Origin of the sequence: Kribbella sp. NPDC000426 (assembly GCF_040300265.1) — a bacterium.
Lineage (GTDB): Bacteria > Actinomycetota > Actinomycetes > Propionibacteriales > Kribbellaceae > Kribbella.
In genome coordinates this window covers 883,210-895,256 of record NZ_JBEPDK010000004.1, presented here as the reverse complement: position 1 = coordinate 895,256, position 12,047 = coordinate 883,210, and the positions used below count along the sequence as shown (strand labels likewise).

The 12,047-nt window shown below is 69.4% G+C and carries 13 protein-coding genes; all 13 read left to right on the top strand.

Going from position 1 to position 12,047, the window contains the following annotated elements; translation table 11 throughout:
• Positions 1–129: 129 nt before the first annotated feature.
• The 13 genes from ABT313_RS23580 (at position 130) to ABT313_RS23520 (ending at position 12,008) form a co-directional block, all read left to right on the top strand.
• Positions 130–591, top strand: a complete 462-nt coding sequence (locus ABT313_RS23580) for a hypothetical protein (RefSeq protein ID WP_350857556.1) — start codon at positions 130–132, stop codon at positions 589–591.
• A 52-nt stretch (positions 592–643) separates the two neighbouring features.
• Positions 644–1,384: a hypothetical protein gene (locus tag ABT313_RS23575; protein WP_350857553.1), complete on the top strand. Its 741-nt coding sequence runs from the start codon at positions 644–646 to the stop codon at positions 1,382–1,384.
• Positions 1,384–2,184 (top strand): CpaE/TadZ family protein, encoded by an 801-nt coding sequence (locus ABT313_RS23570; protein WP_350857550.1) that lies wholly within the window; start codon positions 1,384–1,386, stop codon positions 2,182–2,184. The genes ABT313_RS23575 and ABT313_RS23570 overlap by 1 nt, the downstream gene beginning before the upstream one ends.
• Positions 2,181–3,491 (top strand): TadA family conjugal transfer-associated ATPase, encoded by a 1,311-nt coding sequence (locus tag ABT313_RS23565; protein ID WP_350857547.1) that lies wholly within the window; start codon positions 2,181–2,183, stop codon positions 3,489–3,491. The genes ABT313_RS23570 and ABT313_RS23565 overlap by 4 nt, the downstream gene beginning before the upstream one ends.
• A gap of 4 nt (positions 3,492–3,495) precedes the next feature.
• On the top strand, positions 3,496–4,401 hold the full coding sequence (locus ABT313_RS23560) for a type II secretion system F family protein (RefSeq protein ID WP_350857544.1): 906 nt from the start codon (positions 3,496–3,498) through the stop codon (positions 4,399–4,401).
• Positions 4,398–5,318: a type II secretion system F family protein gene (locus ABT313_RS23555; protein WP_350857541.1), complete on the top strand. Its 921-nt coding sequence runs from the start codon at positions 4,398–4,400 to the stop codon at positions 5,316–5,318. Before ABT313_RS23560 ends, ABT313_RS23555 begins: the two co-directional genes overlap by 4 nt.
• A gap of 100 nt (positions 5,319–5,418) precedes the next feature.
• Positions 5,419–5,640 (top strand): hypothetical protein, encoded by a 222-nt coding sequence (locus tag ABT313_RS23550; RefSeq protein WP_137254948.1) that lies wholly within the window; start codon positions 5,419–5,421, stop codon positions 5,638–5,640.
• Positions 5,641–5,651: 11 nt separating this feature from the next.
• Positions 5,652–6,083, top strand: coding sequence for a TadE family protein (locus ABT313_RS23545; RefSeq protein WP_350857538.1), 432 nt, complete (start codon positions 5,652–5,654; stop codon positions 6,081–6,083).
• An 8-nt stretch (positions 6,084–6,091) separates the two neighbouring features.
• The gene (locus ABT313_RS23540) at positions 6,092–6,520 is read left to right on the top strand and encodes a TadE/TadG family type IV pilus assembly protein (protein WP_350857535.1); all 429 of its coding nucleotides are present in this window, start codon (positions 6,092–6,094) and stop codon (positions 6,518–6,520) included.
• Positions 6,521–6,596: 76 nt separating this feature from the next.
• Entirely contained in the window at positions 6,597–7,274 is a 678-nt protein-coding gene (locus tag ABT313_RS23535) for a pilus assembly protein TadG-related protein (protein ID WP_350857533.1), read from the top strand.
• A gap of 20 nt (positions 7,275–7,294) precedes the next feature.
• Complete coding sequence (locus ABT313_RS23530; protein WP_350857530.1) at positions 7,295–7,936, top strand: hypothetical protein; 642 nt, start codon at positions 7,295–7,297, stop codon at positions 7,934–7,936.
• Positions 7,937–8,048: 112 nt separating this feature from the next.
• Positions 8,049–8,993 carry a hypothetical protein gene (locus ABT313_RS23525; protein ID WP_350857527.1) on the top strand — a complete coding sequence of 315 codons (945 nt, stop codon included), beginning with the start codon at positions 8,049–8,051 and terminating at the stop codon, positions 8,991–8,993.
• A gap of 21 nt (positions 8,994–9,014) precedes the next feature.
• Entirely contained in the window at positions 9,015–12,008 is a 2,994-nt protein-coding gene (locus ABT313_RS23520; RefSeq protein ID WP_350857524.1) for an AfsR/SARP family transcriptional regulator, read from the top strand.
• The last annotated feature ends 39 nt before the right edge of the window (positions 12,009–12,047 follow it).

Sequence of the window (12,047 nt, the reverse complement as noted above, 5' to 3'; positions counted from 1 at the left end):
TGGTGCTCACCAGTTGTCACTAGGACGTCCTAGTTCCGGAATCTAGCAAACAATCGGTTACTCGCCAGCAACTCGAATCACCCGAACTGTTAACGATTTACGCCGGACGGCCGACCTAGGATCGAGTCCATGGTCGAGCGGCTGGGTACATCGCAGTGGAGCGTCTCCGAGGCGCGCAGCATGGTGGCCCGGCTGCGACACGTCGCCGGCGACGGCCCGGAGTACGACGGGATCGAGCTGTTCACCTCGCTGTGCGCGTACCTCGACCAGCTGCACGGGACGTCCGGATTCGACTACGTCTACACCGGGGCCGAGCGGCAAGCGCTGGCCGATGCGGTCCGGGAGGTCCGCGGGCCGAGCGGCGTCGGAGATCCGGAGAGCGACCGGCTGGTCCAGCCGGTCAACGCGGCGGTCACGCTCGTCGAGGGACGGGAACTGACGACCTGGCTGGAGGGGCAGAGCGGATGGCAGCAGGACCTCGGCAAGGCGCTGCGTGCGCTGTACACCTATCTAGACCAATTGTATGGCGGTCCGGGAGCCTTCAACGAGCTGCTGACCACCTTCGAACGCAGGCGGGTCGCAGCGCGGTAACGGCACCGGCCTCCTGGCGCGAGTGGTACCTCGCTGCCATTACGGTAGGCGCGTGAGTCTCTCGTCCTCCACGCGAACCCCTTCCCAAGGCGCCCGGGCCGCGGGCCGATCGACGGGTGGTGGTCCGAACCGCCTCCCGAGCAGCCGGGAGCGGCGTCCGGCCCTGGCCGCGCTCGCGGTGATCCTGATCCTGCTCGGCGCCGCCGGATCCGCGCTGATCGCGCTGAACAGCGGCAACCGGTCCGACTTCGTGGCGATCTCCGCCGACAGCCTGGCGCCCGGGCACAAGCTCGAGCCCAAGGACCTGTCCCGCGGTGACCTGGCCGGTGCGACGGGCGGCCTGATCCCGTGGTCCGAGGCGAGCAAGTACATCGGCCGCTACACGACCACCTGGCTGTACAAGGACCAGTTCGTCACGCCCGAGAACTTCACCAAGGACGGGCAGCAGCCGATCCCGCCCGGCGCCGCCCTGGTCGGAATCAGCCTCGAAGCCGGCCGCGCGCCGTCGGACGGGCTCAGCGTCGGTGACGTCGTCTCGGTCACCCGCGTCCCCACGGCCAACCAGGACAGCGGGTCGGCGGTGACCCTGGTCAAGGCCGCCACGGTGACGTCGAGCGCGGGCGCCATCACGGACTCGAAGACCAGCGCGAACAGCTCGCTGAACGTGACGGTGCTGATCCCGTCCGACCAGATCACCACGGTCGGTGCGGCCGCGGCGACCAAGTCGCTGCTGCTGGCGAAGCTCGCACCTGGAACCAAGACGGACGTGGAGCGCAACGGCGGGGCGAACTGATGGCATTGGTGGCATTCGCGAGCGCGAAGGGTTCACCCGGAGTCACCACCGCAAGCCTGGTCATCGGTGCGCTCTGGCCGCGGCAGGTGCTGCTGGCCGAGTGCGACCCGGCCGGCAGCGACGTGGCGATCCGGATGACCGGGCCGGGCGGTTCGGCGCTCAACTCCGACCGCGGCCTCGTCAGCCTGGCCGCCGCGAGCCGGAAGGGCCTCGGCGACGAGGTGATCCTCGCGCACAGCCAGCAGCTGGACGGGGGTCTCGACGTACTGCTCGGGGTGCGTTCGCCGGAGCAGGTCGGTGGTATGGGCGGTCTGTGGCATCCGCTCGGCATCTCGTTCAACCAGATGCAGAACAGCGACGTACTGGCGGACTGCGGGCGCATCGGTGCGTCCTCGCCGCAGCTGCCGGTCATCCAGTCCGCACGTCTGGTCGTCCTGGTCTGTACGGCGACGGGCTCGTCGGTCGCGCACCTGCGGGAGCGGCTGTCCACGCTGGTGCACCACGTCGACGCACAGCTCGGAGTGGTCGTCGTGGCCGACCCGAAGCGGCGCGACGGCGTCAAGCAGGTCTGGACCGTGCTGGACGCGATGTCCGTGCCGGTGCGGCACCGCTGGCACCTGGCGTACGACCCGGCCGGTGCGGCGTTCTTCGACGGGCGCGGACACGGCCGGCTCGACAAGACCACGCTGATCCGGTCCGCGACCGACATCACCGCGGAGATGGCGTCGCTGGTGTCCGCACCGCCGCCGCAGGACTTCGACATGGCCAACGCGGCGTTCCCGCCGGGTGACTATCGATGAGCGCCGATCAGGAGCTGGTCCGCAAGCTGCGGGTGCAGGTTGCGGAGCGGCTGAACGAGCAGCGCCGCCGCGACCAGGTGAACGGCGTACCTCCGATGAGTGCGGAGGACGAGCGGGAGTACGCGCGGTCGCTGATCGTGCAGGTGCTCGAGGACCACGCGCGCTACGAGCTGGCCGAGGGCCGGACGCCGCCGACCCCGGACGACGACGCGCAGATCGCCGGCGCGATCCACTCCGCGCTGTTCGGCGTCGGCCGGCTGCAGCCGCTGATCGACGACCCCGAGGTCGAGAACATCGACATCAACGGCTGCGACCAGGTCTTCGTGCAGTACGGCGACGGCCGCGAGGAGATGCCGGGCCCGGTGGCCGAGAGCGACGACGAGCTGGTCGAGCTGATCCAGGTGCTGGCCGCGCACGCCGGTCTGACCAGCCGGCCGTTCGACTCGGCCAACCCGCAGCTTGACCTGCGGCTACCGGACGGCTCCCGGTTGTCCGCGGTGATGGGCGTGACGGCACGTCCTGCGGTGTCGATCCGGCGCGCGCGTCTCGGCAAGGTGTACCTGCGCGACCTGGTGGCCAACGGGACGATCTCCGACGACGTCGGCTCGTTCCTGCGGGCGGCGGTCGCGGCCCGGAAGAACATCATGATCGCGGGCGCGACGAACTCGGGGAAGACCACGCTGTTGCGCGCGCTGGCGAACGAGATCCAGCCGCACGAGCGACTCATCACGGTCGAACGCTCGCTCGAGCTCGGCCTGGGCGAGTTCAAGGACCTGCACCCGAACGTGGTCGCGTTCGAGGAACGGCTGCCGAACTCCGAAGGCGTCGGCGAGGTCACGATGGCCGACCTGGTGCGCCGCTCGCTGCGGATGAACCCCAGCCGGGTCATCGTAGGTGAGGTGCTGGGCGACGAGATCGTGACGATGCTGAACGCGATGAGCCAGGGTAACGACGGCTCGCTGTCGACGATCCACTCGAACAGCTCGATGGAGGTGTTCAACCGGATCAGCACCTACGCGATCCAGGCGATGGAGCGGCTACCGATGGACGCCACCCAGATGCTGATCGCCGGCGCGCTCGACTTCGTCGTGTTCATCCGCAAGCACAACGACTACCAGCGCGGCGGCGGCCTGAGCCGGTACGTCGAGAGCATCCGCGAGGTGACCGGCTGGGACGGCCGGGTACTGTCCGGCGAGGTGTTCGCCGCCGGACCGGACGGCCGCGCCGCGGCGCACGCGCCGATCGCCTGCATGGACGAACTCGAGCACTTCGGCTACCAGCCGCTCGTCCACGGAACGTGGGCGTGATTCGATGAACGACCGGACTTTGCTTGCGTTGCTGTGCGGTGCAGTGGTCGGCGGTGCAGTGCTGCTGCTGATCGTCGCGATTCGCGGCACCGAGCCGAAGGACGAGACGCCGTCGCTGTTCCGCAACCGCAGCGCCGACAACCGCCGGAACCTGATCCGCCTCGGTGCCGGCATCGCGGTCGGCCTGGTGGTGCTGGTGGTGACCCGCTGGCTGGTGCTCGCCATCGCGCTCGGCCTGCTGGCCGGGATGGCGGACCGCTTCTTCGGCGGCACCGGTGAGGAACGTCGCGCGATCGACCGGCTGGACGCGCTCGCTACCTGGACCGAAGCGCTGCGCGACACGATCGCCGGCGCGGTCGGTCTGGAGCAGGCGATCCCGGCGACCGCGGTCAACGCGGCGCCGGCGATCAAACCGAGCCTGAACCTGCTCGTCGACCGGCTGCGCATCCGCGAACCGTTGCCTTCGGCCCTGATGCGGTTCGCCGACGACCTGAACGACCCGTCCGCCGACCTGATCGTCGCGGCCCTGGTGCTCAACGCCCGGCTCCGCGGACCCGGTCTGCGGGAGGTGCTGAGCGCGCTGGCGGACTCGGCCCGCGAGGAGCTCGACGTACGGCGGAAGGTCGCGGCCGAACGGCGGTCGACCCGGCGCAGCGTGCAGGTGGTCGTCGCGATCACGCTGATCATGGCGGCGGGCCTGGTGTTGTTCAACCCGACCTACATGGCGCCGTACCGCAGCTTCATCGGGCAGGCCGTGCTGACGGTCGTGATCGGGCTGTACGCGCTCGGCCTGCTGTGGCTGCGGCGACTGGCGAAGATCGAGGTGCCGGAGCGGTTCCTGATCGGCGTGAGCACCGGCGGCCGGCTGAACCGGCCGGGTGACGACCGGATGGAAACGGTGAGCGGATGACCTGGGCCTTCATCACCGGCGGACTGGCCGGCCTCGGCGTGTACGTCGCGATCCGGATCTTCATCAAGCCGCGGACCAACGTGCTGTCGACGATCGCGCGGATCGACGCCGGCCGCGGCGGGTACACCAGCGGCGCGACGGCGAGCGCGGCCGGCGAGCGGGTGCTCGGCGGCGTCGACCGGGCCCGGGAGACGCTGGGCCGGCGGCTCGAGGCCGAGGCGAACGCGCGCGGCTGGGCGTTCGGCAAACTCCGCCGCGACCTCGCGGTGATGAACCAGCCGTTCGCCGCGATGCTTGCCACCAAGGTGTTCTTCGCGCTCGGCGCGCTGATCCTGATCCCGATCGTGCTGTTCCTGTTCTCCGCGATCGGGTTCTCCGCACCGGGTGCGGCGCCGGCGATCGTGACGCTGGCGTTCATGGTCCTGGCGTTCTTCCTGCCGGACCTCGCGCTGCGGCAGGAGGCCGAGAAGCGGCGGCGCGACTTCCGGCACGTGGTCGGCAGCTTCCTCGACCTGGTCGCGATGAACCTGGCCGGCGGCCGCGGCCTGCCCGAGGCGCTGATGACCGCGTCGACGATCGGCGAGCACTGGGCGATGGCCCGGATCCGGCAGGCGCTCGCGAACGCGCGGCTGATCGGCATCACGCCGTGGGACGCGATGGCGCTGCTCGGCGAGGACCTCGGCGTGGAGGAGCTGCGGGACCTCGCGTCGGCGCTCGCGCTGGCCGGCGACGAGGGCGCGAAGATCCGCTCGTCGCTGCTCGCCCGGGCGGCATCGCTGCGCCGTAAGGAGCTGGCGGACGTGGAAGGCAAGGCGGGTGAGCGCTCTCAGTCGATGCTGGTTGCGCAGCTGGTCATGATCTCGGCATTCTTCCTGTTCCTGGCTTTCCCGGCCGGTGTGGCCATCCTCGGAAGTTAGGGAAAACAGTGACCAGGGCACGGGATCCGCGCGGCGATTCGGACCGTCGTACAGGGCATACTGAGGCCTCGCTCGGCCTCACGATCTGGAAGGCAATCGGATGACCTCGGAGTTGATGTTCTGGCGGACCATGGCCCGCTACGCGCTCGCACGGGCGCAGGCCCAGCGGGCCCGGGCGCGGCAGGGGCACACCGAGTTGGGCGCCTCCGCACTCGAGTGGGCGATCATCTCGGGCATCCTGGTCGTCGCCGCACTGGCGATCGGCGTGGTCGTGAAGCGCGTGATCAGCAAGCACACCGCCGATATCGACACGGGCAGCTGACGGCCGCAGCGATGCGTTCGGGCTGGAAGAGACTGCGGCGCAGACGGTCGGAGCGGGGGGTCAGCACACTCGAGCTGGCCATCCTCGCGCCGGCCATCCTGACGCTGATCTTCCTGTCCATCCAGACCGCCTTGTGGCTGTACGGGCGTTCGGTCGCGCTGAACGCCGCCGAAGAAGGCGTGTCCCGGCTCCGGCTGGTGCAGCCGACCGTCTACACCACGGCGGTGGGGGAGAAGGTCCGTTCGGACATCCAGTCCTACGCGACCCAGCTCGGCGGTACGACGTTGCAGCACACCGAGGTTCCGTTCCCGGCGTACAACAACCCGGAAGGCACCGTCTCGTTCACCGTCACCGGGGACACCGTCTCGCTGGTTCCCGGTCTGACGCTGAAGGTGAGCCGGACCGCCACCGGCCAGATCGAACAGTTCGAAGCCGACAAGTGAGTGTGAGGATGAAGCGGAGACTGGGGCAGCGCGGCACGATGGCGCTGGAGATGGTGATTCTCGCGCCGGTGCTGCTCCTGCTGTTCATGTTCCTGCTCGCCTGCGGGCGGTACTTCCAGACGTCGTCGCTGCTGGAGAGCGCGGCCCGCGACGGCGCCCGCAGCGCGAGCCAGGCGCGGTCGTTGCCCGAGGCCCAGGGTCGCGTCGACCAGGCCGTCAGTACGACGATGAACCAGGCGATCAAGTCCTGCAAGACGACCGCGTCGGGCTCCATCACCACCGGGTTCGTGGCCGGCTCGCCGTTGTCGGTCGAGGTCACCTGCACGATCAACTACCGCGACCTCGGGCTGCTCGGCCTCGGCGGCGACACCACGATCACCAAGCGCTTCACCTCGTCCCTCGACCCGTACCGGGGGGTGCGCGGTGACGGCTCCTGAACGACACCGTTCACGGATAGTCGAATTCTTCCGTATCGATGCCCCGGGCAACCATCGGCTCTTTTCCCGCGGTGCGTTGAGTCCCGCGGTCGCGATCCTCGCGGTGATGATCTTCACGCTGGCCGGGCTGGTGATCGACGGCGGGCGGCAGCTCGGTGCCCGGTCCCGCGCGGTCGGGTACGCCCAGGAGGCGGCCCGCGTCGGGGCCGCCGCGATCCAGCTGAACGTCGCCGAGGCCAAGATCGACACCACCAAGGCGGCCACTGCGATCGCCGGGTTCTGCGCGCAGGTGCGCAACAACGACCCGGCCGTCACCTCCTGCGGTCCGACCACGCTGACCGACAAAGAGGTCGACATCCAGGTCGACATCGCGAACAAGACCACGTTCCTCGGCCTGATCGGCAAGACCTCGCTGAAGGCCAGCGGCACCGGCCAGGCGCACGCCGAGCAGGGCATCGAGAAGGCCGACGACAGCCCGACGATCCCGCCGATCGTGGTGAACCCGACCACCGACGGCCCCGGCGCGCCGATCACCACCGCCCGCCCGCCGACGATCGACCTGCCGTGCCCGACCTGGACCGTCGGCTCACCGACGCCTACCTGGACGCTGTCGCCGTTCCCGTTCCCGGCCACCTGCTCGCCGAACGTCACGCCGCCGCCGGACACCAACTCGTCGCCGCCGCCGACCGGCGAACCGTCCGGCCCGCCGTCCAGTTCGGGGCCGCCGTCGTCCACGAAGCCGCCCGGCCGCTAGAGATCAAAGGATTGCCTCTCGTGCGTAGGTTTGCCCTCCCCGCCTTGCTGGCCGGCGTCCTGCTGCTGAGCGCCTGCAGCAAGAACTCCAACGACGGCACCCTCCCGGTCCCCGCCGGCGGCTCCGACACGAGCTCGTCCTCCGACACCCCGTCCACCGAGCCGACCGAGCCTTCGAGCGCGCCCACCCAGCCCGCGACGACCGCCAAGCCGACCACGACGGCGAAGGCGCAAATCATCATCAAAGCCGGGAACTTCGCCTCGAACCCCGCCGTCCAAGGCCTCGTGACCAGCTACCCGCTCTACTTCCAGGCTCTCGTCTCGAAAGACGACACGGTCCTGAGGAAGAAGTTCCCGTCGTTCTTCTACTCCGACGTGTCGCAGGGCATCTACGACGCCCAGCGCAATGGCTGGATCATGAAGCCGCCGGGCAGCGTCGTCGTCGTTGGCGCCAAGCGCACGGCCGACGGCACGGTGGCAGTGCAGACCTGCCGCTCCCAGACCACGCAGTATTGGGACCCGAAGGGGAAGGCGTGGACGGTGGTGACGCCGAACGGGTCCGCGGAGGTCATTGAGATGATCCAGACCGGCGTCGGATGGCTGCCCTACCGGCTGGCCACGCCGAAGGGCGTCGACTGCGCCCGGGTGCACTATCCGGCCTAGACCTGAACCGGTGAATTCACATTCCGAATAGGTGACGGGGCACTGAGCAACGGGCATGATGCACCTGGTCGAAGATAACCTGCCGAAGAGCTGTCGAGTCTGGGGAGTGAGGATGCAGAACCGAGTAGGCCGTGGGCTGCTGGTCCTGAGTGCCGTACTCGCATTACTCATGGTCGGCCCGGCCACCACGGCGTCCGCCGAGACGATCCAGACCGGCACGTCGGTGTGCAGCATGTACGTCAACTCGATCGGTTTCGGCGCGTACTGCAGCAACGGCGCGGCCTATGTGGGGGGTGGAGACCCGCCACCGACGTGGCGCAAGCGGCTCGCCGGCCGACCCTTCATTCCGTGCCGCGACTTCGACATCCCGGACGGCATTCGGCTCCCGAAGGCTCCGGACGGCAAGAAGTGGGTGATGCGGATCACGATCACCGACTACAACCTCGACACCTACGACGGTGGCGACAACGCCCACCTCGAGCGCGCTTATGTCCCGGTAGGCCCGGTGGAGGAGGCGCAGTGCCCGTTCCCGAATTACATGGCGCCGTTCTGGCATGACTTCAGGAGCGACTATCCGCCGCCGGCGCTGGTTGTCATGCCGACGTACACACCGCGCGTCAACGTTCCCGCCTTCTTCTCACTGACTCCGAAGAGTTCGAAGGTCGAAGCAGACAAGGTGGCGAACCCGGGAGAGTACAGCGGCTACATCGACCCGACGCACAACCTGACGATGCGCGGCCTGGTCGTCGAGATGACGGTCGATCCGGGTGACGGGACCAAGCCCTTCAAGTGTGCGATGGGTGTGACTCCGGAGGACGATCCGGACGGGTATGACGAGACGCAGGATCCGTTCCATCAGATCAACACGTGCAAGCACACATACGAGCGATCCAGTGCGAACCAGCCCGACGACATGTACACCGTGAAGCTGACCATCACGTGGGAAGTGTCGTACTGGGTCGGTAAGGGCGCAGGCGGCTGGCAGCCGATCGGGCAGGCGAATGTGACAGCAGTACAGCGGCTTCCGGTTCAGGAAGCGCAGGCCATTGGTGGCTGATGGTGGGGGTATGGAGGAGCGATGGTAAGGACGAATGAGCCGGTGCGTGCGGCGCGGTTGCCGCAGCGGCGGGCGGGGAGTCCGGGCGCGGACCGGTTGAAGGGGTTCGTCGCGCTGCTCGCGATCCTCGCGATCGTCGGCGGTGTGCCGTACATCTTGCTGCGGTTCTTCGGTACGCCGTGGCCGGACAAGATGCCGACCAGCAGCATGCTGTTCGACGAGCTGAGCATCCGGACCGTCCTCGGCATCATCGCGTTCTTCATCTGGGTCGCCTGGCTGCACTTCGTGGTCTGCCTGATCGCGGAAGCGGTCGCCGAGATCCGCGGGCACGGGTTGTCGCCGCGGATCCCGTTCGGCGGCGGTTCGCAGACGATCGCGCGCCGGCTGATCGGCACCGTCGTACTGATCGCCGCCGGCGCAGGCGTGAGCCTGCCGGTCGCGAGCGCGGTCACCACGGCGGGCCCAGCCGCCCCGACGTCCGTGTCCGCGCGGCACGAGAGCTCGACGTCGCAGTTCCGTCAGACCGAGGCCGCGAGCAAGATCCTCGCGGGCAACCAGAAGACGACCACCGGCGTACGGACGAACCACGACCACCACGGTCAGGTCATCAAGTACACCGAGGTCCGTCCGCCGCAGGGACGCAACTACGACTGCCTGTGGGACATCGCGGAGCGGTACCTGGGCGAGGGTCGCCGGTACAAGGAGATCTACGACCTCAACAAGAACAAGCTGCAGCCCGACGGCCGCCGGCTGACCAACCCGGATCTGATCATGCCGGGCTGGCAGGTTCGCCTGCCGAGCGACGCGAAGGGCCCGGGTGTGCACACGGTGCGGGTCAGCATCGACGACCGCACCGGCAAGACCACGGTCAGCACGAAGACCACCACCGAGACCCGCACCGCCGTCAAGCCCACGGTCAAGGCGAAGACCGAGACCAAGACCGGCGGCAAGACCGAGACCGGAGCTCCGACCCGGTACTCCGAGCAGGGCATCGAGCCGGGTTCGTCGGTCGTCATCGGGACCAGCCAGAGCGACCCGGGCGCGAAGAACGTCAAGCCGGGGGAGCCGAGCGTTTCCGTCGAGCCGCACGTTCCGGGGACCGGGCAGTCCGCGCAGGGCGAGCCCGCCGGCGGCGGCATCCAGGTGCCGGAGGCCACGCCGGTCGCAACCGACGACGGCGGTATCAGCCTGCAGCAGGCCGGCATCTACGGCTTCGGTGCGGCGTTGCTCGCGGCCGGTCTGGCGCTGGCGCTGAAGCGGCGCCGCGGCTGGGCGCAGGGTCCGGGCCCGAAGGCTGCCGGTCACCGGCAGACCGAGGTCGGCCTGCGACTCGCGTCCGATGTTCCGACCGCGCAGTTCGTCGACAACGCGCTGCGCAAGCTCGGCGCCGACATGACACAGCAGCAGCGGCCGATGCCGAAGGTCGTCGCCGCGCTGGTGACCGACCGGGCGCTGACCCTCGTGCTCGACCCGTACGAGGCGCAGCCCGAGCCGCCGGGTCCGTGGCAGGCGATTGCCGAAGGCACCCGTTGGACGCTGCGCCGCGCGTACGGTCCGACCGGCGAGGTGAACGCGCCCGCGCCGTACCCGACGCTCGTCACTGTCGGCCAGAACGCCGACGGCGCCACGGTGCTGATCGACCTCGACACCGCGAACGGGATCGTCTCGTTCGGCGGCGTCACGAACGCCTCCCGCGACGTGGTCGGCTCGCTCGCCGTCGAGCTGGCGACCAACCTGTGGTCCGAAGGTGCGCACATCAGCATGGTCGGATTCGGCGACGACCTGTCGTCGCTGGCGCCGTCGCGACTGAGCTACTGGATCCGTCTCGACGACGCGATGGGCGAAGTTGCCCGGCGTACCGAGGCGCAGGTGCAGGCGTGCCAGCGACGCAACGTCGACTCGGTCGCGGACGCCCGGATGTCGCACCCGGACGCGGCGCTATGGGGCTCGGAGATCATCTTCGTGTCCGCACCGCCGTCGCCCGAGGAGCAGGACCAGCTGAACCGGCTGGCCGCGGACGCGCAGCGCAGCATCGCGGTCGTCGTGGTCGGCGACGTGATCAACTCGCCGTGGCGGTTCGTCGTGGACGAGAAGAACCAGGCCGTCTGCCGGCTGCTCGGCCTCGAGGTCGACGCGCACAGCGTCAACCCGGAGCAGTTCGCCGACCTGGTCGCGCTGTTCGACGCGGCCGAGGTGGACGCGCGCGACAAGCGCCGCGCGGAGCAGGACATGCCGGCGTACGAGTTCTCGACCACCGACCTCAGCCAGCCGGCTCCGGTCGAGGTCGACCTGCTCGGTCCGGTCGAGGTCGACGCTCGCGGTGTGATCGACGACGGCCGGGTCTCGCTGTCGACGGAGATCATCGCGTTCCTGGCCAGCCAGGACTACGGCGTACACCCGAACGTGCTCGCCGGTGCGATCTGGCCGCGCGGCATCAGCGAGGAGCTGCGGGACGCCGCGCTGGAGCACACCCGCCGCTGGGTCGGGGTGGACGCGATGTACGCCGACGAGTCGGGCCGCTGGATGCTGAACCGCAGCGTGGTCCGGGTCGACTGGGACGTGTTCCGGACCCTGGCGAAGCAGGCGACGATGGTGGACGACCCGCGTGGTCCGCTGTCGACGGCGCTCAGCCTGGTCCACGGCCCCGCCTGGTCGAACCTGCCCGGCGGCCGCTACTCGTGGCTCGCCGCGTCCGGGATCGAGCGCCGGATGGCCGAGGCCGTCGTCGACGCCGCCCTGCGGCTGGCCGAGGCGTCCCTCAGCCACAACGACGGCAACCTGGCCCGCACGGCCCTCCAGACCGGCCTCAGCTTCTCGCCGGCCTCGGAGGAACTGTGGCGAGCCACGCTCCGCCTGGCCTCCCACTTCGGTACGACGGCCGACGTCACCAACGTCGCCGGCCAGATGTACGCCGCCCTCACCAAACACGGCGCCCCCCGCGGCCCGGAAGCCGAGACCGACGCCCTCGTCGACGAACTCCTCCCCGGCTACCACCGCCCCGCCCAGGTCGCCTGACAGCTCCAGCACGAAGAACCCGCCCGGCAGCGTTGCTGC